Source organism: Psychrobacter sp. M4 (genome assembly GCF_055699795.1).
This window is the reverse complement of the sequence record NZ_CM146740.1, coordinates 2,113,423-2,133,924: the sequence shown is the minus strand read 5'-3', so window position 1 is coordinate 2,133,924 and position 20,502 is coordinate 2,113,423. Positions and strand designations below refer to the sequence as shown.

Sequence of the window (20,502 nt, the reverse complement as noted above, 5' to 3'; positions counted from 1 at the left end):
ATTATTTACCCCGGTGTTTTGAAGAGAGAATATAATGGTTTTTTGCTAAGTTAGGATGTAACTGATAAGAGTTAGAATGTACAGAAACATGTGATTGACAAAATGCCAAAAAGCTTTTTAGTAACATTGTCACCTCGTCAATATCATTGACGTAATAATGCGCACAGGTAGGCTCAGTACCGACTTTGATACCCATGCCTCCTATGCCTTGTACCGCAGCAAATCCTACCTCATCAGTAATATCATCGCCGATAAAAATAGGAAAAAGCGCATGATCAGTTTGTATTTTGTCTAACAAGACCTGAATAGCTGTACCTTTATCAGCGCCTTTGGGCATAATCTCCCAAACATATTTACCTTGTTTTAATAGCCAATCTGGATAGCGCTCTAGCGCTGTTGACATGATCGTAGAAGCGACATCTTCTAGGTCAGGGTTTTGCCGATAATGCAGGGCAACGGAGTAGGGTTTGTCCTCTATGGTCAAGTCAGGGTAGGGCATGCACACTTGCGTGATAGCTTGCTTTACCTCACTCAGCTTAGCAGTATCAACCTGCACAGCGCTTATCATGTCATCAGCACTATTTTTGAGTGCTATCTCTAAACCGTGCGTGGCAGCAATGGGTAGGCTAAGAGGAGATAACATCTGCTTGGCTTCCCCAAGACTGCGTCCGGTGATTGCTGCGATTTTAACGCCGTAATCTTGCAGGTCTTGTAAAAGCGCCAGAGTGGTAGGGGGAATAATGCTGTCTTTGGGATTGAGAGTAAAAGGGGCTAGCGTGCCATCGATATCTACAAATAAAACATAATTTTCTATAGAAAAAGGCTGACTAGGAGCTTCTAGTTGAATGGATAAATAGTCAATAAATCTGTTTGGCTGAATATATAGAGCCGATTTATTCAAGCTTCGATTTCTTCCTGAAGTCACGGTTTTTCCTTTTAATAACTTTGCTCTTTAATATTGTTTCGCTGGACGGTTAACGTTTAGCTTTATTTTATTTTGATTTAAGTTTAACAGTGCCGCTGCTACAGATACCGTTATAGTATGATGACAAAAATGTTCAATTTGGTATCAATTTTTTTAGTATGGGTCTTTAAATTGCTTTAAATCATTATATTTATTCAGAAAAACCAACTGGTTATATATAGTTAAGGTATTAAGATATCTGGTAAAGTACCAGCTGTTAAGTATTTTGAAACTCAAACACGTCATTGTAGAGAAGGGTTGGCATTGCTATCATGAGTCTTAATAATCTTTGTCTTTAAGTCCACTGCACTCACTGATATCAATACAACTGTGAAAAATAACTATGACTTCCTCTCTGCATCGACTGTACTCTTTTCGCCGCTGTCCTTATGCTATGCGCGCTCGTCTGGCTATTTTATTTGCCGATCTGCAAGTAGAGCTACGAGAGATAGTTCTAAAAAATAAACCGCCGCAAATGCTGACGATCAGTCCAAAAGGTACGGTGCCAGTTTTGCAGCTAATTGACGGTACGGTGATTGAAGAAAGCTTTGATATCATGATATGGGCGCTTGATCAAAATGATCCGCAGGGCTTGCTTGATACAGAAGTTTTGGTGCAAGCTAATGCGCTGATCGATAAAAATGACAATGAGTTTAAATATTGGCTAGATCGTTATAAATACGCTGATCGTCATACCGATCTGACCCAGACCGAGTATCGGCAAAGGGGTGAGAAGTTTTTACAGATTTTAGAGGAGTTGCTAACTAAAAATTCTTTTCTGCTAGGAGATAGTGTAAGCATTGCCGATATTGGCATCATGCCTTTTGTCCGTCAGTTTGCTCATGTCGATCGCGAAGTTTTTTATAATCTGCCTTACCCCAATTTGCAGCGCTGGCTACAAGAGTGGCTTGCGCATCCGATCTTTTTACAAGTGATGACGAAGTATCCCCCTTGGCAAGAGGACGATGAGGTGGTGGTTTTTCCTGATTGTACTTAGTTTACTAACTAACATTTAATATCATTTATATCAAACCTATTATCAAAGCCTATTTATAGCCAACTATTGATATAATGCCCAACGCTCTCTAATTAAGATGACCAACTATGCAACAACAAAACGCTGTAGAACAACGTCCCGTATTTATGCCTAGGGTTAACAGTGACAAACTGGTAAAAACAGACATGATTCGCGTTGAGCGCCATGTGGGGTTCGCCAGTCGCCAGAAGAAAAAATCCATCAATGATCTGCATCAAGTCATTCGCAAAAAGTATGGGTTTAACCATGTGTTGGAGCTATCTAGTAAATCGGGCAATAAGTTAAGTTTTTTGCTCAGTCCGCTGACCCTAAAGCTTACCGATGAACATAATGGCAGCCAGCATAGTGTTGAGAACATCTTTTATGCCAGCAAGGTTTTTGAGCAGGGTGGCCCCTATACTGACTTGTTAGATGTCCCGCCAAGACAGGCCAAAAAAGACGAGCGCTTGCATAGCTCAGGCAAACTTATCGGCTACAATGATTTTGGGATAGAGTGGCAGGTAGAGCCATTGACTATGTTTTTTGACTGGCTGTATGTCAATGCGCTCAAGCAAAATACGCAGCTGCACACAGAGGTTATGCAGTATCAAGCCTTTACCGATATTGAGTTTAATCCCAAAAAGTCTATTGACGGCCCAGCTTATGCGCTAGCTTTGTTTGTAGCACTTAATAAACGAGAATTGCTCGATAACGTTGAAGACCCAGTAGCCTTTTATGACTTATGTGAGTCGTTTACAGTGAGTAATACTGAGCATCTTTTGGATAAGGCGAGCGATCTATTTTAATCAACCTAACCGAAGAGATCATATTATGTTTAAAATAAAGGTAGAACGCATTGTCAACAAACCAATTGATGAGGTCTTTGAGGCGCTAAGTGACCATGCCAATTATGCGTTATTTAAAGCGGTAGGTGTGGCTACCTTATTGAACCAAGGCGACGATGAGCGCAATGGCGTCGGCGCGCTACGATCGGTACAAACGGGCGCCTTTAAAGTATGGGAGCGTATCACCGCATTTGAGCGCCCCACGCATATGCAGTATCACATCGAAAAATCTAGGCCGATGAAAATAGCACACGACAAAGGCAGCATTGATCTAAAAGATTTGGGAGATGGCACCACGCAGGTGACCTGGGTGTCTGAGGGCCGAGTCATGGTGCCACTCATAGGGCGGTTATTTGATCGCAAAATGCAAAAACAAGGCACCATAGTATTCAATAGCATGCTTAAATCTTTAGAGAGCCGCTAAGAGTACCAACTCTGGTTACTCTTTATTATCCTTGTTCTTGGCAGCTTCAATTTCATTAAAACGCGCTAATTGCTCCGGTGTGGCTTTTTTCTGATATTTTTCCTTCCACTCAGAGTAGGGCATACCATAAACAAGCTCGCGCGCGTCTTCATAGTCGATGTCCATACCACGCTCTTCACCAGCCGCTACATACCATTTGGACAAACAATTACGACAAAAGTCGGCAAGGTTCATCAGATCAATGTTTTGGACATCTTTCCGCTCGTCTAGATGCGCTAGTAGGCGACGAAAGGCGGCGGCCTCTAATTCGGTGTTTGATTCTAATTTTGCCATAAGATTTTCCTTATTGTTGATGTGTGTTTGTGGTTATATGTGGTGTTTTTAAAGCAATGATAACCTTTGATCTTATTATATACTGAATACCGCGATCGCTGTGCTGTTCAATAGACCCTAAAGCCATTCAGTTTTGATATTCCTTCACACTATCAAAGCTATTCATTTAAATAAAGCTCAGCCATACTATCAAGCTCAGTTTTTACAGCTCTCGAATGCGGCATGACCTGAGTTAATAGCCGCCAAAATCGTTCACTGTGATTGTGCTCTTTGATATGACACAGCTCATGCAATATCACATAGTCGATACATTCTTTATGCGCTTTAACCAAGTGCGGATTGAGGACTAAGGTGCCTTGAGCCGAGCAGCTACCCCATTGTTTTTCATCCTGATACTTTAGAGAGGTATTCCCTATTACATCTAAGTGTGTCAATATTATGTATATACCATCTCCAACCAAATAAGAATATTTATGAAGAATTTTATAAAAAGCATTAGAATAAAAAAATTATTTGATGAAAAAGAAGTTAATTGGGAACTAAAGAAAATCAATGTTCTAGTTGGTAAAAATGGCTTGGGTAAATCCACTATTCTCAGATTGATTAACTCAGCAATTACTCGAGAAGATCATGATGTATTAGACTTATGTGAAGAAATATTAATTAATATGCAAGACGGGAAACAATATATTTCTCGTAATAATAATAAAATAAATTTTGAGGTATTGAGTGAAGTGTTTAACGAAATGTTAAATGAGATAATAGAGAGCGACAGTAAAATCAGAAAAGGACACAAAATTTCAATTAAAGAACGTATCGCTAATAATAAACAAGAAGAAGATTATGTTTCTAGAATCACTATAGATTTATTTGAAAAAATCAATGCTAGAGCGATAAATAGTGAAGACGATGCTTTAAATAAATTTTTTACAGTTAAGAATAGCAAAAAGAGTAAGAATGAAGTTAAGAAGAATAGTGAGGAAAGAATGAAAGTAGAGTTTATTTCTACTATAAATATGAGCGCGAACTCAGTCAATAATATAACCACGAGTAGTGGAAGTAAGACGACGTTTCTTGATCTTGAAATTGATAATGAAATAAAAAGACTCAATAAAAGTGAGGAAAATAAAAATATTTTACAAGATAAACTTACCAATGCATTGAATAACTTATTTGAAGAAACAAATAAGAAAGCAGTATTTAATGGAGACGAAATAGAAATAAGACTAAATAACCAAAGAGATATAAGTTATAAAAATCTCTCATCTGGAGAGAGACAAGTAGTATTTATATTTTTAAAAATTATAAATGGAGGTGTAGATAACTCTATAATACTAATGGATGAACCAGAAATATCATTACATCTTTCTTGGCAAGAAAAGTTATTAACGGAAATTACAAAAGTAAATGATACAAGTCAAATTATAATAGTAACTCATAGTCCTGCTATGGTTATGAATGGCTGGTTAGATAGTTTTGTAGATATGAAAAATATAACAACAGAAGTGTAGTGTTGATATGTCGGAATTTAGAGATTTTCTTACTGATAGGAACTATATTAGCTCTTACAATGTATTTCTGTCTGGGAGTACTGTAGATAAAGATAAAGGTATTATCTATGTAGAAGACGCTTCTGATTGGAAGTTTTGGGAAGAGTTTATTGGATACTATTACCCTAACGAATACACGTGTCGCCCATCTTCTAAAGATAGTAAAACAGTAACTGGGAAGAGGTTCTTAGAAACTATATACGACAAGGCCAACGAGAAAGTAATAATAGCTGTCGATAGTGATTATGACTATATAGCTTCAAAAGCTCAGGCTAACCATATTTTTAACTATAATAAATACATTGTTCATACATATGGCTTTAGTAGAGAGAGCGTGCAGCTTGAAAAACGGCATTTACAAAATTTTTTTGAAAGATGTAGATTAACACTACCCAATACAGTGAACTTACTAGATTTCATAGACAAATTTTCTAAAATATCGCTTAGTGCCTTAGCTAGATATACAGTTCTATTAGAGCAAGTTGATTATAGTAATACATATGAAAATGAATTTAACGCTTGTTTCAATATTCTTGATAAGAAACTTATTGATGTTAATTTGAATATAGATTTATCTGCTATAGATGAAATAGAGAACAGCCTTGATGTGTTTTTCTATGAAAAAAATATATTAGAAAATAATACAGACGAAGCAGAGAATTTCTTAAAGAGAATAGGAGTTAATGAGGAGAATGCATATAGGTTTGTGTCAGGACATGTGCTCTTCAATCTAATGAAAAAAATACACAAAGACTCACTATTACAACTAATGAAGGATGAAATTGTAAAGGTTAAAGAAGAAGTGGATAGAAAATCGATTAAAAGTAAGGTTAGTCATGTAACGAACCTGTTCAAAAACTCATTTAGCTTCGATACCTATTGTAATATGCGTTATGTAGATCCTAATGACGAGGTTCACAGGCTTATACTGTCAGCTATTGACAATATAAAATGATAATTGTTTTTTAAAACTAGATTCTTTTAGATCTTAGAAGTCAGAATCTAGGAAAAGGTAGCTTAGGTTTAAAAAATCTATACAATCCCCAAATTTTAACCAAAAAAAAGCCCCACCACTCAAATAAGAGTAGTGGGGCTTTTAGTGCTTTTGCAAGCTGTATTTGGAGCGGGATAAGAGATTCGAACTCTCGACCCCAACCTTGGCAAGGTTGTGCTCTACCACTGAGCTAATCCCGCTTAAATTATCAAATATATAACCTAGCCATAATAAACCTAGATATGCTTTGATAACAAAGGCGTATTATACGCGATTTTTTATGACTGTCAATATCCACAACAACAATTAACTAAATTAGTAATACAGCTCTTTATGTTGGCTTTAAAACTATGATATAAACTATTCTTATAGTAAGCATTCCAAAAAGTTAAACTTGAAGTATCGGATAAAGCAATATAGCTATAGTGGCTATGATAATTTTTTGACAACAACAATTAAGGACAATAACTATGAGTAAACCTTATACTATCGCTGATTATCTGTTTGACCGTATCGCTGAGGCGGGAGCTACTGAGATTTTCGGTGTACCAGGCGATTATAACCTAAGTTTTTTAGATAACATTCTTGAGTCGGACAAACTGCGCTGGGTTGGTAATACTAACGAGCTAAATGCAGGCTATGCTGCTGATGGTTATGCACGCGAACGCGGCTTTGCTGCTATGGTAACGACGTTTGGGGTAGGAGAGTTATCAGCCATCAATGCAACCGCTGGCTCATATGCAGAGTATGCCCCAGTGCTACACATCGTAGGAACGCCTACTGTGGAGCAGCAAAATGCTAGGCGCCGTATTCATCACTCACTTGGCGACGGTGTGTTCAACCACTTTATCAAAATGGTGGAGCCTGTAACGGTGGCTCGTGCGCAAATCACCCCAGAAAATGCCGCTTCTGAGATTGATAGAGTCATTCGCGTAGCCCTAAAAAAGCATCGTCCAGGCTACTTAATGTTATCGCCGGATGTCGCGAAGATGCCTATTTATCCTCCTACGACTAAGCTTGACGATAGTCAAGAAAACATCACCAGTCAAGCGGCACTGAGCGCCTTTAGACAAGCACTAATAGAGTTTTTGCCCAATAAAACCACCACTTTGATGGCAGATTTGATGGTGCATCGTTTGGGACTACAAGATCAGCTCAAAGCTTTGATTGCGGATACGAAGATTCCTTATACCACTTTGTCATGGGGCAAAACCTTGCTTGATGAACAAAGCGCGCGCTGGGCGGGCACTTATGCGGGCATGGCGTCGCGGCCTGTGGTTAAAGATGCGGTAGAAAACTGCGAGTGTTTGATCAAAATCGGTGTCAATTATACGGATACCTCGTCAGTAGGGTTCAGCCAAGATATCGATGAGAAGGTCGTAGTTGATTTGCATTATGAACGCGCTAGTATCGGTGGTAAGAACTTTGCTCCTATATCTTTAAAAGACTCGCTACAAACGCTCCATGAAGTCCTAACCTCTGGTATAGAGATCACACCCAAACTATTATCAGATGAATTACATCCGCATAAGCAACAAGGCGGTGATGACGAGGCCATTCTTCAAAATGACTTATGGCACATTGTTGCAGATCATCTGCAAAGCGATCATCTGGTGTTCGCTGATCAAGGTACGGCCTATTTTGGCATTAGCGACGTCCGTCTGCCAGCAGGCGTGACGTGTTACGGTCAACCGCTTTGGGGCTCTATTGGTTATACGCTGCCAGCAAGTTTAGGCGCTAGTATGGCCTCACCCAATAAGCGCGGTGTACTGCTAATTGGTGATGGCTCAGCGCTACTGACCATACAAGAGATTGCAGTCATGATCAAAGAGCGTACTAATCCTATCATTTTGCTGGTGAATAATGATGGTTATACGGTTGAGCGCGCCATTCATGGTGAAAACCAACGTTATAATGATATTCCGTACTGTGATTGGCAAGCGATGCCCAAAGCCTTTGGCGGCAATGATGACAATACCTTGTTGCTAAACGCTAAAACCGCAGGCGAGTTAAAAGAGGCACTCAAAAAAGCCAATGAGACTACTGATAAACTCGTTATGCTAGAAGTCATGGCCGATAAACATGATGTCCCTTCTTTATTAGCGGATATCGCAAAAGCGCTTACCTAAGCGGTTTAGCAAGACATCAGTACTTTTATAAATACAGACTTGTAGTGACAGACATATAATCGCAATTTAAGACCCTGTTCAATTGATAATATTGGCCAGGGTTTTTAGCTTCTTTGGAAGTTGATTTTATACTAAATACTAAATGGCTAGACATCAAATAAAACAGTATTAAAAGTGCAGTTTTACCAAAGCGCTAGGCACGCTTTGATTAACGCCGTCTAGACCAAATTTATTGCGCCAGTAGCTGTATTCTATGCCTACCTCTATCCGGTTGTCGATACCGAGGGCTTCTTGCAAGTTGTATTTGATTTGTGGATTGATATGCAATTGATCTTTAAGATCGTCGTTGTTAAATGAGTAGTCGACATAACCATCAACGACAAAATTATTCTTCTCCCAGCCATAGGTCAAGGTGATTTGTTGATCATCAGCATCATTAGGACCAGAGTTATTGTTAAAAACATGATATAGCGAAGCTGAGGCATATTTCATGCCTTCAATAGGGATGTTGAGATCAGCGCCGATACCAACCATGTAATTGTCCTGGTTAAAGCCGCTACTGTTTGACCCAAATTCATACTGAGCCGCAAAATTCACTTGTTTAACAAAACCCTCATCATAAGATTATGCGATTTCTCTATTTAATAACGAATAATAATTACTCAGCCAATTGCAAAATAGGCTGGCCATATTCTACTACTTGTCCTTCTTCGACTAAAACTTCACTAACTACCCCGGATTTATCACTGATGATAGGAAGCAATTTAGTTAGCACTTCAACAAAACCAATGGTTTGCTCCACTTCAATAGCGTCGCCTTTTTTCATCAAGTTGTCCGTTGCTCCATCAGCACTTAAGTGCATATAGCCGACGTAAAGGGAGAGTACTTGCACTGACTCTAAGTCTTTAAGGTCTTGATTATTTGTATCAAAAGAGGAGGTGTTCTTATCTCTTGTAGAGTTTAATGACGAGTCTATATTGTTTTGAGTAGGGCTCTTAGTAGCATGAGAGCGATTAACCACGCTAATAGATTGGTCATGGTCTTCAATCGTTATTTTATGCACTTGGCTTGATTCTACCAATGTTACCAAACGCTCAACGGCGGTAATATCCATAATATTATCCTTATCTGCTATTTAAAATTTTCCTACGTTTGAAATTGAAATGAATTTTTAATCCAGCTTTGAAAATTTACATAGGTTTTATGGAAATTCTATTTAAAGAATTTCCCTTGCAAAGCTAAAATTGCAGTGCAATTTTTAAACGCTTCTTAGGGTTAAAAACCCAGTCTACGTCTACTATTCGAAATCATTTGACTTAAATCCCTAACTAAAGCCTAAATACTGAGCAATAGTCATCGCACTGAGCACACTCATAGCGATGGCGATAACCCAACCAAAGGCGGCAATCCAAATCGGATGTTTGTAATTACCAATGATGTTTTTTCTATAAGCGGCGATAAGGATAATCACCATCGCGATTGGGAGTACCAAACCATTTAGCGTACCGACTAGCACCAGCACTTGCGCCGGTTTACCAATAGTGGCAAAAATCAAGGTGGAGATGACGATAAAGCCAATAATAAAGAAACGCTTATAAGTCTCAATGAAAGGATGAAAGTTGGTCATAAAAGACACTGACGTATAAGCTGCACCAATGACAGAAGTTACAGAGGCCGCCCAAATGACGATGCCGAAGATAATTTTACCGACATTGCCTAAGATATATTGAAAAGGTGACATAGCGGGGTTTGAGGGGTCTAAAGCGATACCTTTCGAGACCACACCTAAGACGGCAAGGAACAAGAACACCCGAATAACCGAGGCAATTAAAATACCGGAGACTGAGCTTCTAGTGACCGAATCAAGATTTTCCTCTCCGCTCACGCCTGCTTCTAATAAGCGATGCGCGCCTGAGAAAGTAATATAACCACCGACCGTACCGCCGACTAAAGTGACGATAGCAACTGCATCAATTTTATCAGGCATGATGGTTTTGCTGACCGCTTCTGCTAATGGCGGGTCGGATTTAAAGACGACGTAGATAATTAATATGATCAGAATAAAGCCCATCAGCTGGGCAAATTTATCCATGATAGGCCCAGTCTCTCGCCCTAAAAAGATAGCTACCGCAATGACTCCGCTGATGAGCGCGCCGGTAATGGGGGAGATATTAAACACTGACTCCATGCCCAGTCCCGCGCCGCCAATGTTACCGATATTAAAGGCAAGACCGCCGGCGATAATTAAAAAAGACAGCAAATAGCCGACACCTGGAAACACTAAATTGGCAATCTCTTGCGCGCGTTTCTTGGAGACGGCAACCACACGCCAAACGTTAAGCTGTACTCCAATATCCATAATAATAGAGATTAAAATGACAAAACCGAAGCTTGCCATCAAGCTTTCGGTAAAGGTAGCGGTTTGGGTTAAAAACCCGGGTCCTACCGCTGAGGTTGCCATCAAAAAGGCCGCGCCCAAAATGGCGGTATTGTGTTTTTTTAAGGTACTCATAAACGTCCTTGTTTAGGGTTTTTACTATATAGTGATTATATGACCGCTACGCCGATATCTCGATACCTTGCTGCTGGAGCTGCTCTTTGATGTCTTTGGCGAAGGCAACCGCATGTTCACTATCACCATGCAGGCAAATACTTTGCGCCTCGACGGGCACCTTTTTGCCGTCAACACTGGTCACGACCCCTTCGGTAATCATCTCTAGTGCATGACGACTGGCCTCTTTAGGATCAGTGATCAAAGCGTTGTCTTTGGTCCGTGATACCAGCGAGCCATCGTTTTCGTAGTTTCTATCGGCGAATACCTCAGAGATGACTTGCATATTGTGCGCTTTGGCGGCTTTGACTAACTGACCGCCTGATAAGCCCATAATCTTGAGACTTGGGTCAAAGCGTTTAATCTCACTGACCACAATATCCGCCAAGTCTGCATCAACAGCGGCTTGGTTATAAAGAGCGCCGTGCGGTTTGACGTAATCAAGCTCCACGCCAACCATATCGCATACTGCTTTGGTGGCACCAAGCTGGTAGCTTATTAAAGCGCGGTAGCCATCCTCGTCTAGGTCTTGCTGAACCCGGCCAAAGTTTTCTTTGTCATCAAGGCCTGGATGCGCGCCGACGCGCACATTGTGTTGTTTCGCAAGCTTAAGGGTAGCGAGCATCTCGGCATAAGAGCCGGCGTGCAGACCACAGCTCACATTGGCGGAGCTGACTATGGTGAGCAATTTGTCGTCTTGGCCGCAGCCTTCTGCGACATCAGCATTTAGATCAATTTTCATGAGCGTACTCCTTGATTCGTGCGATATAACGTTGTCTTTGTTGGCGCTGCTCTAAAGCATCTTCTATGGTTACCAGCTGAAACTGACACTCCTTACCGTAGCGAATTTGCGCCAGCAGTCCAATATCAGCGTCGATTACGCTGGCGATTTTGGGATAACCGCCCGTCGTTTGCGCGTCAGCCATTAGGACGATAGGTTGTCCTTGCGGTGGTACTTGAATCATACCGATATCGACGCCATGCGAGCTCATTTGTAGCGGCGCGCCCAGCTCAAGTGGCTTTTCGCCTTTAAACCGGTAACCCATGCGGTTACTACTGGTTTCTATTTTCCAGCTTTGCTCAAAAAACAACTTCTGGGAGTCTGAGGTAAAGCAGTCGTACTCGCTGTTTTTGACGACTCGAATGATACGAGTATCGGGTAGGGCAGTAACGCCTATCACTGGCAGATGAGCAGATGTTTTAATATTAATCGTATCATTTTCTTGAATCATCCGACCTTTAAAGCCGCCAAAATCTGCTTTGTCATTGGTGCTAGAAGAATTTAAAATTGGCTTAACATCAAAGCCGCCATGGACACAAAGATAGCTATACATGCCTTTTAGGGAACGCACTAGTTTTAAGGTTTGTCCGGCTTTGGCATTGATGCGCCAGTAGCAAGCGATACGCTTATCATCTAAATACGCTTCATAGATAGCGCCTGTGATACAAAAAGCAGTGTCCTCGGTAAATTCCAGCGTCAAACTGCCTAAAGTAATCTCTAAAGTGGGTTCATTTAACGAATTTTTGATTAAAGCATTACCCGCTTCAAAGGCCCAGCGATCCATCACGCCATTCTTACCCACGCCCATACTGCGATAGCCAAACCTACCGAGGTCTTGAATACTAGCAAGGGCATTGCAGGCTAAAACTTTCATCACTACCGCCTATTTATTATCGTCAATTTGTTGTTCTAATTTATCGTTTGCTACGCTTTATGCATCACTCATAAATATCAATAGCAGTAAATTTAAGCGTATCGCCAGCATTTAATAGCGTGGGCGATTCTTTGGCTAAATCAAATAACTTGGTCTCGGTTTGTCCCAACAACTGCCAACCGCCTGGAGAGGCAAAAGGGTAGATGCCGGTTTGCTCACCGCCAATACCGACTGAGCCTGCTGGAACTTTGGTACGCGGATTGGTATGTCTTGGAAAGTAAAGCGCTTCCGACAAGCCGCCAAGGTAGGGGAAGCCGGGCTGAAAACCAATAAAGTAAACGGTATAAGTTGCGGCGGTATGCTTCTCGACGACCTCTTCAATAGATAAACCTAATTCAGCTGCCATAGCTTTTAGATCAGGACCAAATTCGCCGCCATAATGTACCGGAATCTCGACGTGTTTGCCTTGTATTTGTTTTTGCTCGGTATTGATGCTTAATTCGGTGAGTTTTTGTTGCAGATTTTGCAGCTCTTTATAAGTCAAAGGGGTGGTAAACACGCTGAGCGTATTCATTCCAATAACCACCTCGCTAACCTCGGGTATCTGCTGAACCGTATCTGCCAGCGCCCAACACTGTTGCTGCTTCTCAAGCGTGGTCGGCTTGGGAAAAAATAATACCAGATTGGTTTCGCTACAAAGTTGCCACTGCAGCGGCTCAAATGCTGTTGTATCTTTAGCGGTACTGTCTGTAACGGTTGCGTCTTGAGTAGCCATAGATCGCAATTCCTTGTTTAATAATCTTGCTCAATAATTTTTTATTCACTAATCAATATTCTCTGCTATCCACTGCGATAAATAATGAATACTCACTTGGCCTTTATTAAATTCAGGGTCAGCAAATAGTTTTTGGTGCAGGGCAATATTGGTATCGATGCCTTCGATTGTGGCTTCTGCTAATGCTGCTTGCATCTTATCAATAGCTTGCTCTCGCGTTGGCGCGTGGACGCAGATTTTGGCGATCAAGCTGTCGTAAGAGGGCGGTACGGTATAGCCTGATTCAATATGGCTATCGACGCGAACGCCAAAGCCCGCTGGCAGGTGGCAGTAGTCAATACGTCCGGGGCTGGGCATAAAGGTATAAGGGTTTTCGGCATTGATCCGGCATTCAAACGCATGCCCTTTAATTCTGACGTCTTCTTGTGTACGGCTCAGCGTTTCTCCTGCAGCAACCAATATCTGCTCTTGCACAATATCGAAACCGGTCACCAGCTCAGTAATGGTATGCTCAACTTGGATGCGAGTATTCATCTCGATAAAGAAAAACTCGCCATTCTCATATAAAAATTCAAACGTCCCTGCGCCCACGTAATTCATTTTTTGACAAGCCAGCGCGCAGTTTTTACCGATATATTCTCTTTGCTCAGCGGTAATACCGGGAGCAGGGGCTTCTTCGATCACCTTTTGATGACGGCGCTGCATGGAGCAATCACGCCCGCCTAGATGAATAGTATTGCCATAGGTATCAGCAAGGACTTGGATCTCGATATGACGCGGCGCTTGTAGATAACGCTCCAGATAAACCACAGGATCGCCAAAATTAGTCTTAGCTTCGGCTTGGGTCATTGAGATAGCTGCGAGCAAATTATCTTCATTTTCAACCACGCGCATACCGCGCCCGCCGCCGCCGCTTGCTGCTTTAATAATGACCGGATAACCTACTTCTCTGGCGATTTTCAGAACTTCCTCTTCGTCGCTTGGCAGAGCGCCATCAGAGCCGGGAACACAAGGGACGCCAGCTTTTAGCATTTGTTTTTTTGCTGCGACCTTATCGCCCATTTTTCTTATGTTGTCTGAGGTAGCACCGATAAAAGTTAATCCAGCTTGGGCGACACGCTCCGCAAAAGCGGCATTTTCTGCCAAAAAACCATAGCCCGGGTGAATAGCTTCAGCGCCAGTGATTTTAGCAGCGGAGATAATTGCTTCTTGGTTTAGATAGCTTTTGGTAGCTAGGGCTGGGCCAATGCAGATTTTTTCATCAGCAAGTTTGACTGGTAGGGAGTCTTGATCAGCTTTGGAATAGACGATGACGGAGGTGATGCCCAGCTGTTTGCAGGCGCGAATAATACGTAGAGCAATTTCACCACGATTGGCAATAAGAATTTTTTTAAACATGCAGCTTTCCTTGCAACTAAAATCCATTTAATAGCTTAAGTATTTTAATAACTTAATTAATACTTACTTTAGCTAACACTAATCATAAACAACGCTTGATCAAACTCAACCACATCGCCATCGTCCACCAAAATCTCTTTGATAGTACCTACGCTATCGGCTTTGACTTCGTGCATGATTTTCATGGCTTCAATAACACACAAAGTATCGCCTGCTGCAACGCTATCGCCAACGCTTACAAATACATCGGCACTAGGGTCGGAGCGACGATAAAACGTGCCGAGCATGAGGGCGGTAATTTGATGGCTCTCAGTATCTGTATGGGTAGAGCTGTCTAAAGAATCGTTATTTGAGATGTCATTTTGCGAGAGGCGGCTTTGAGCAGTATTATCACTAATGCTGTTTGAATGCGAAGTTAAAGATGCGTTATTTTGATGAGTAATATTATCTTTAAAGCTTTGAGAGTTATTTTGTAAGCTAGCGTTTTGACTGATGGCAGACTGACAAACAATAGCGATGCGCTTATTACCATCAACAACTTCTAATGAATCGATATTAGCGCGCTCAGCAATTTTAATAAGTTTTTCTACATCGTTGAAATTAATATTCATATGATATATCACTTTATCAGAGTGAATGATAGATAATGAATTATCTGTTAGTATTCATTTTAATTTATAAATTAATAAAATGCTATCATTGATAAAGGAAACTAACATGACACACCAAACTATTAACCCAAGCACTATGTATGACAGCTTGCAATTTGGCTTTTCTCATGCTACCAAAGCTCAGGGCAAGACAGTGATTCATTGTGCAGGGCAATTGGCTTGGGACGCTGAGGGTAATACTGTTGGTAAAAATGATCTAGCTAAACAGACCGAGCAGGTTTTCAAAAACCTACGTACTGTACTAAAAGAAGCGGGGGCAACGCCTGCAAATGTGGTGCGCATGCGAACATATATCGTTGATTTAGAGCCAACAAATTTAGAAGTGGTGGGCAAAGCTATTGGTGACTTTTATGGTGATACAACACCGCCTGTCAATACGCTGCTCGGTGTGCAGTCTCTTGCCATGCCAGATTTGCTAATTGAGATTGAGATGACAGCTGTTATTGATTAGCTTGAAGCTTAGCTATTAGTTATCTATTAATTAGTTATCTATTAATGGTTTTAGCAGTATTGGCCTCAAGCTGTTTAAGGGTATGATAACCGCCATAAATACGAGTAAAAATCGTAATCGCGCAAGCAGTGGCAAATATGCCTGCTAGCAGTACAAAATGCTGTGGCCAAATACAAAAGGCGATAAACAGTGCAATGGTTTCAGTACCTTCGGTGAGGCCATTTAGGTAATAAAAACTTTTATATTTAAACTGCGGTTTGTCTAGCTGAAACTTTTCTGCTGCGATGGCAAAGGCTAAAAAGCTAGAACCCGTGCCGATAAAAGCGGCTAGTAGTAACGCCCCTGCGATAGCGTTTTGTTCAGGGTTTGCCAAAATAAAGCCAAGCGGTACAGCGGCGTAAAATAAAAAGTCTAGGGTAATGTCCAAATAGCCGCCTGCGCTTGAGCTTTGCTTGGCGTAACGCGCCAGCGCCCCGTCCAGCCCATCAAAAATACGATTACACACAATAGCAATAAGCGCACCAGACCACAGCTCAAAAGCGAGCAGTGGCAAGGCCAACATGCCGATAGCAAAACCAAAGACGGATAACTGGTCAGCGGTGATACCGCGTTTATGTAGGGCAGCGGCTATCGGGGTCAATATTGGTTTGATAATAGGCGTGAGGTATTTATCTAGCATGGTTTTGCTCTATTTCAGCTGCGCCTAAATGTATAACCTGACCTTCTGCTGCTTCTGCATCACTATGGTCGTGGGTAACCATAATAGCCGGCAGCTTATGGTCACGGATTTGCTCAAACACCAATTGGCGTGTCTCCATCCTCAGCTGGGTATCAAGCTTACTAAAAGGCTCGTCAAGTAAAATGGCTTTGGGCTCGCTTGATAGCGTGCGCAGCAGTGCCACGCGCGCTTGCTGACCACCTGATAAATTATCGGGATGACGCTTTGCCATACCAGTCAAACCGACTTGCTCAAGGGCGTGCTCTATTTTCTCCAGACGCTGCTTTTTACTGCTCTTTGTATGGTTCTGTCTATTTTCTTTGGGCATCGCAAAAGCAATGTTACCTGCCACCGATAAGTGTGAAAACAGTAGCGCATCTTGATAGAGTACGCCGATTTGACGTAGATGCGTGGGCAAGTGGCTGACGTTTTGAGCATTTAACCAGACTTCGCCCGTGGCGCTAAAGTCATTAGATAACGTACCGGTAATCCAGTTTAGCAAACTTGATTTACCGCTACCAGATGGGCCCATGATGGTTAATATCTCACCGCCATTAACTTCCGCATTTAGCCTAAGCAAAAGCTCACCTTGCCGATAAAGCTGTAAATCTTTTATCTGTAGAGATGATGGCATTGAGAACCCTTTTTTTCTTTTTAATAATTGAACTATTTTTGAAGTTATTTAGATTTGTAGTTGTAGGCTAGGTTTTTAATCCAGCCTACGCAATACTTTTAAAGCTATAACCTGATAATAGCCTAAAATTTCTATCACCAGAATCTTAACGCCTACCACTGCGAAAAAAGTACTTTGGTAGCATCCATGCCAGTATAAATCCAACCAGTGGCATTGCCATTTGAATCAGGGCGTAGACGGCACTGGTCCGGCGGCTGGCACCATTCGCCAAGGTGACCGCTTCGGTAGTGATGGTAGCAATACGCCCGCCGCCCGCTAGTAAGGTCGGCAGGTATTGCCCAAAGCTTACCGCCAATCCTAAAGCGATGGCAATCAAAATCGGTGCAAAAAGCTGTGGTAATTTCACTTGTAAAAATACTTTCAAAGGTGGCGCTCCAAGGCTGGCAGCGACATTGGCAAAGCGCCCATCTAAACGCCGATAACTGCTGGCAAGTGACAAGAATACATAGGGCAGTACAAATAACAAATGAGTAAAGGCTACGTTAAAGAAAGCTGCTTGATTATTGACCCATTGTTGCAACCAGACAAGGCCAAATAAAAAGGCGATGCTAGGCACCAAAAGCGGCAGGTAAATAATAAAACTGGTGAAGTTTGAAATAGATTTATGGCTTAATTGCTCCGCTTCCAAACACAGCAAAGTTAGTATAATCGCAACGAAGGTAGAGACAACACCCAGCGCGATGGTATTAAATAACGGCGTGCTCATTTGGCTAAAGGCGCTTTGAAAATGGAGTAATACCAGCTGCTCGGGCAGTGCAGCGGGGAAGCGCCAATAACCAGCTACTGACCAAAGAACGAGACCAATCAACGCGAGTGCTATAAAGCCTATGATAAAAGTCGTTAGAGCAACGGTGACTTTTTGCCAAACGCTGTCAAGATATTGACGTTTACCATTGGTCAATGAGTCTGTAAAGAATGCTTTGATAGCTTTTTCGCCACCCAGCCATAATGCAATTAAAGCGCCGGTTAATAATAGTTGTAATACCGCGCCGGCCGAGGCCTTGATACGCAAGTTTAAATCGATATCATTAAACCACTGCATGATAGTGACGGCAAGGGTAGGCGGGGTGTTTGGCCCCAATATTAGCGGCATCTCCACACTGGCGCTAGCATAAGCGAGTACCGCCAAGATAGGCAGACGCAATAGCGGATAAAGAAGAGGAAACACCGCTTTAAAAAAGGCAGTGATGGGATAATAACCTAAATTCAGCGCGACTTTATACTGCTGGCGTAGCTTTTTACCCAGCTCCGGCTGCGCAAGGATGCCCAGTGCCATAAGTAATAAAAACGGTAGCTCTTTTAGCACCAGTCCCAAAATAATACTGATGCCATAAGGGTCGTGCGGCAATATGCCTTGCGGCGCCAGCTCCCAACCGCTAAGCCACGGCGATATCAGCCGCGCCACCATACCCGAGGGCGCAATCAAAAAACCTACCGCAATCGCCGCTGCCGCGTGCGGAATGACCAAAATAGGGCTCAGTAAACGCTCGATACGGGTCAGCCAGGCGCTATTAAAAAACGCCGCCAATATCATCAGTGCCAGTATAAAAGCGAGCAAGGTGCTGATAAGTCCGGTAGCAGTGCTTAAGGCAACCATTTGCATAAGACCGGGCGTTTGCCACAGCGCCTCAAAGCCTTGTAGGCCAATCGTCGTTTGTCCAATAGCTGGTATCCAGCCAAAGGCGGGCAGGAGCACACTTATCAGACCACCGAGTACGGGCAATATCAGTAGCAGTAATAAAAACTTCGGGCTCAGCGTGGTTAGCTGCGTAAACAAATCCCTTTTATAAGGAATTGCCGTAGCACTGGTTTGGGTATCAGCTTTAGTCGTTACAGTGCTGCTATTTTTTTTAGGGGTTTTATCATCGCCGCTAGTTTGACTCATTCGCTAACCCCATAGCGCGCCTGCCAACCTTGCATAATGGCATCGACCCAGCTCGGATGCGGCTCGCTGACCGTGCGTTGAATCGCATCAAAAGGCAGGGCGCTTGGGTGCGGTTTATTGGTTTTAAATAGCGCTTGCTGCTCGGGGGTAAGCATCGACTGCACAAGGACGGTTTTGTCACCCCAAATCGATGGCTCCTGCTTTCGTGCTTGGGCCTCGGGGCTGAGTAAAAAGTTTGCCACTAACTGCGCCGCCTTGGGGTGACTAGCGTTATAGGGAATAGCGACAAAATGGGTATTACTCAAGCTGCCATCATGCATCGCGTAGCTGCGAATACTGGGCGGTAAGTCATAACGCTGCACCGCTGCTGGCACCTCAGGGCCTGAAAAAGTAAAAGCAAGGCTCAGCTCAGTATCATCAACCAAACGGCGCATTTGCGCCCCGCTTTGCAAAAACTGTTTGCCGCCGCGCCAAAGGCTGGGGTGCAGCTCATCTAAGAAGTCCCATAGCGGATCTAAAACTTGCGCGGTATTTTGCTTGGTCGCAGGCTCGTTCAGCTGGGCGCTGATATTAGTGCCGTTTGCCGCATCGTTTTGTCTATGTAGCATCACTAAAGCGTACTTTAAAAAGCTCATACCCAAAAAGTCTGGCGGCTTTGGATAGCTAAAGCGCCCGGGGTTATCCTTTGTCCAGTTTGCTAGCTCATTTAAGGTTTGGGGCGGATTCTCAAGTGCTAAGCTATCATAATAAAAGGTCAGTGATGCCTGTCCCCAAGGCGCTTCCATGCCTTCGGTAGGAATGCCAAAATCAAGGGTAACCGCTGGATTATTTTCAGGATCGGTGAGGGCAAAGTTAGGCAGGTTACTTGCCCAGTCTTTGAGTAGTAGTGAGTTTTCACTCATGGTGGCAAAGTTGGCCCCATTAATCCAAATCAAATCAACGCTACCTTGGTTGTTATTATTGGCGGATTTTTCAGCGAGGACGCGACTGACCGCTTCGCTGGTATCGCTGAGTTTAACGTGGACCAGATTGATATTGTATTTGTCATCGACCTCACTAGCGGCCCACTGAAGGTAGGCGTTAATTTGCGGGTCGCCGCCCCAAGCATGGAAGTAGACGTCTTGGTTTTTGCCCAAGCTTTCTATCTGTTGCCACTGCGGCGTATAGGATTGATCTTTAGCATCGGTTACTTCAAGTGTAGATGCAGTACTGGCTGAAATACCTGCGCAAAGTCCAAGCGCTATGGCGTAGCTGCTATAGCGGGTTAGGGTTTTTAGCGTGGGTATAAGCTTTATGACGTGCATTTAAGTTTCCGTTATAGCTATAGATTTCAAGCTGTTGTAGGCTGGGTTTTTAACCCAGCAGCGACTTTACAAATGGTTCAATGCTTGACTGAAAACACAATTTTATTATGTATTTAAAGCTCAAATTATTGGGTATCGCAAGCTCC

22 protein-coding genes and 1 tRNA gene are annotated in these 20,502 nt (G+C 42.5%); 7 read left to right on the top strand and 16 right to left on the bottom strand.

Annotation, left to right across the window (positions count from 1 at the left end):
* Position 1: 1 nt before the first annotated feature.
* Entirely contained in the window at positions 2 to 925 is a 924-nt protein-coding gene (gene otsB, locus ACR63N_RS08730) for a trehalose-phosphatase (RefSeq protein ID WP_367107483.1), read from the bottom strand.
* A gap of 382 nt (positions 926 to 1,307) precedes the next feature.
* On the opposite strand from otsB, the gene ACR63N_RS08725 reads away from it, so the two are divergent.
* The 3 genes from ACR63N_RS08725 to ACR63N_RS08715 all read left to right on the top strand — a co-directional run bounded on the left by ACR63N_RS08725 (position 1,308) and on the right by ACR63N_RS08715 (position 3,248).
* Positions 1,308 to 1,961 carry a glutathione S-transferase gene (locus tag ACR63N_RS08725; RefSeq protein WP_472781876.1) on the top strand — a complete coding sequence of 218 codons (654 nt, stop codon included), beginning with the start codon at positions 1,308 to 1,310 and terminating at the stop codon, positions 1,959 to 1,961.
* A gap of 107 nt (positions 1,962 to 2,068) precedes the next feature.
* Positions 2,069 to 2,785: a DarT1-associated NADAR antitoxin family protein gene (locus tag ACR63N_RS08720; protein ID WP_367110176.1), complete on the top strand. Its 717-nt coding sequence runs from the start codon at positions 2,069 to 2,071 to the stop codon at positions 2,783 to 2,785.
* Positions 2,786 to 2,810: 25 nt separating this feature from the next.
* Complete coding sequence (locus tag ACR63N_RS08715; RefSeq protein ID WP_367110175.1) at positions 2,811 to 3,248, top strand: SRPBCC family protein; 438 nt, start codon at positions 2,811 to 2,813, stop codon at positions 3,246 to 3,248.
* A 15-nt stretch (positions 3,249 to 3,263) separates the two neighbouring features.
* Here the strand turns inward: ACR63N_RS08715 and ACR63N_RS08710 are convergent, their stop codons facing one another.
* Together ACR63N_RS08710 and ACR63N_RS08705 are read right to left on the bottom strand one after the other, a co-directional pair.
* Positions 3,264 to 3,581: a DUF1244 domain-containing protein gene (locus tag ACR63N_RS08710; RefSeq protein ID WP_472781875.1), complete on the bottom strand. Its 318-nt coding sequence runs from the start codon at positions 3,579 to 3,581 to the stop codon at positions 3,264 to 3,266.
* Positions 3,582 to 3,739: 158 nt separating this feature from the next.
* Positions 3,740 to 4,015, bottom strand: coding sequence for a M48 metallopeptidase family protein (locus ACR63N_RS08705; protein WP_472781874.1), 276 nt, complete (start codon positions 4,013 to 4,015; stop codon positions 3,740 to 3,742).
* A gap of 39 nt (positions 4,016 to 4,054) precedes the next feature.
* Between ACR63N_RS08705 and ACR63N_RS08700 the strand changes: the two genes are divergently transcribed.
* The gene (locus ACR63N_RS08700; RefSeq protein ID WP_472781873.1) at positions 4,055 to 5,092 is read left to right on the top strand and encodes an AAA family ATPase; all 1,038 of its coding nucleotides are present in this window, start codon (positions 4,055 to 4,057) and stop codon (positions 5,090 to 5,092) included.
* A gap of 7 nt (positions 5,093 to 5,099) precedes the next feature.
* Positions 5,100 to 6,086, top strand: a complete 987-nt coding sequence (locus ACR63N_RS08695) for a hypothetical protein (protein WP_472781872.1) — start codon at positions 5,100 to 5,102, stop codon at positions 6,084 to 6,086.
* Between the two features lie 164 nt (positions 6,087 to 6,250).
* Here ACR63N_RS08695 and ACR63N_RS08690 read toward each other — a convergent pair.
* Positions 6,251 to 6,325: transfer RNA gene (locus ACR63N_RS08690), tRNA-Gly, on the bottom strand.
* 270 nt (positions 6,326 to 6,595) lie between these two features.
* Between ACR63N_RS08690 and ACR63N_RS08685 the strand changes: the two genes are divergently transcribed.
* Positions 6,596 to 8,254, top strand: coding sequence for an alpha-keto acid decarboxylase family protein (locus tag ACR63N_RS08685; protein WP_472781871.1), 1,659 nt, complete (start codon positions 6,596 to 6,598; stop codon positions 8,252 to 8,254).
* 168 nt (positions 8,255 to 8,422) lie between these two features.
* Here the strand turns inward: ACR63N_RS08685 and ACR63N_RS08680 are convergent, their stop codons facing one another.
* The 8 genes from ACR63N_RS08680 to ACR63N_RS08645 all read right to left on the bottom strand — a co-directional run bounded on the left by ACR63N_RS08680 (position 8,423) and on the right by ACR63N_RS08645 (position 15,244).
* Positions 8,423 to 8,788 carry a hypothetical protein gene (locus ACR63N_RS08680; protein WP_472781870.1) on the bottom strand — a complete coding sequence of 122 codons (366 nt, stop codon included), beginning with the start codon at positions 8,786 to 8,788 and terminating at the stop codon, positions 8,423 to 8,425.
* Positions 8,789 to 8,912: 124 nt separating this feature from the next.
* A complete protein-coding gene (locus ACR63N_RS08675; protein WP_472781869.1) occupies positions 8,913 to 9,368 on the bottom strand; it encodes an acetyl-CoA carboxylase biotin carboxyl carrier protein in 456 nt (151 codons plus the stop codon).
* Between the two features lie 210 nt (positions 9,369 to 9,578).
* On the bottom strand, positions 9,579 to 10,766 hold the full coding sequence (locus ACR63N_RS08670) for an NRAMP family divalent metal transporter (protein ID WP_367111473.1): 1,188 nt from the start codon (positions 10,764 to 10,766) through the stop codon (positions 9,579 to 9,581).
* A gap of 46 nt (positions 10,767 to 10,812) precedes the next feature.
* Positions 10,813 to 11,547: a 5-oxoprolinase subunit PxpA gene (gene pxpA / locus ACR63N_RS08665; RefSeq protein WP_367104241.1), complete on the bottom strand. Its 735-nt coding sequence runs from the start codon at positions 11,545 to 11,547 to the stop codon at positions 10,813 to 10,815.
* Positions 11,537 to 12,460: a 5-oxoprolinase subunit C family protein gene (locus ACR63N_RS08660; RefSeq protein ID WP_472781868.1), complete on the bottom strand. Its 924-nt coding sequence runs from the start codon at positions 12,458 to 12,460 to the stop codon at positions 11,537 to 11,539. Before ACR63N_RS08660 ends, pxpA begins: the two co-directional genes overlap by 11 nt.
* A 64-nt stretch (positions 12,461 to 12,524) precedes the next feature.
* Positions 12,525 to 13,235 (bottom strand): 5-oxoprolinase subunit PxpB, encoded by a 711-nt coding sequence (gene pxpB / locus ACR63N_RS08655; RefSeq protein ID WP_472781867.1) that lies wholly within the window; start codon positions 13,233 to 13,235, stop codon positions 12,525 to 12,527.
* A gap of 48 nt (positions 13,236 to 13,283) precedes the next feature.
* The gene (gene accC / locus ACR63N_RS08650) at positions 13,284 to 14,633 is read right to left on the bottom strand and encodes an acetyl-CoA carboxylase biotin carboxylase subunit (protein ID WP_472781866.1); all 1,350 of its coding nucleotides are present in this window, start codon (positions 14,631 to 14,633) and stop codon (positions 13,284 to 13,286) included.
* 68 nt (positions 14,634 to 14,701) lie between these two features.
* Entirely contained in the window at positions 14,702 to 15,244 is a 543-nt protein-coding gene (locus ACR63N_RS08645) for an acetyl-CoA carboxylase biotin carboxyl carrier protein (protein WP_472781865.1), read from the bottom strand.
* Positions 15,245 to 15,350: 106 nt separating this feature from the next.
* On the opposite strand from ACR63N_RS08645, the gene ACR63N_RS08640 reads away from it, so the two are divergent.
* Positions 15,351 to 15,755 (top strand): RidA family protein, encoded by a 405-nt coding sequence (locus tag ACR63N_RS08640; protein WP_367104246.1) that lies wholly within the window; start codon positions 15,351 to 15,353, stop codon positions 15,753 to 15,755.
* 34 nt (positions 15,756 to 15,789) lie between these two features.
* Here the strand turns inward: ACR63N_RS08640 and ACR63N_RS08635 are convergent, their stop codons facing one another.
* From ACR63N_RS08635 to ACR63N_RS08620, 4 genes are all read right to left on the bottom strand, one after another.
* Positions 15,790 to 16,434: a CDP-alcohol phosphatidyltransferase family protein gene (locus tag ACR63N_RS08635; protein ID WP_367109157.1), complete on the bottom strand. Its 645-nt coding sequence runs from the start codon at positions 16,432 to 16,434 to the stop codon at positions 15,790 to 15,792.
* Entirely contained in the window at positions 16,424 to 17,107 is a 684-nt protein-coding gene (locus ACR63N_RS08630) for an ATP-binding cassette domain-containing protein (RefSeq protein ID WP_472781864.1), read from the bottom strand. Before ACR63N_RS08630 ends, ACR63N_RS08635 begins: the two co-directional genes overlap by 11 nt.
* 145 nt (positions 17,108 to 17,252) lie before the next feature.
* The gene (locus ACR63N_RS08625; RefSeq protein ID WP_472781863.1) at positions 17,253 to 19,052 is read right to left on the bottom strand and encodes an ABC transporter permease; all 1,800 of its coding nucleotides are present in this window, start codon (positions 19,050 to 19,052) and stop codon (positions 17,253 to 17,255) included.
* Positions 19,049 to 20,356 (bottom strand): ABC transporter substrate-binding protein, encoded by a 1,308-nt coding sequence (locus ACR63N_RS08620; RefSeq protein ID WP_472781862.1) that lies wholly within the window; start codon positions 20,354 to 20,356, stop codon positions 19,049 to 19,051. The genes ACR63N_RS08625 and ACR63N_RS08620 overlap by 4 nt, the downstream gene beginning before the upstream one ends.
* Positions 20,357 to 20,502 lie beyond the last annotated feature (146 nt).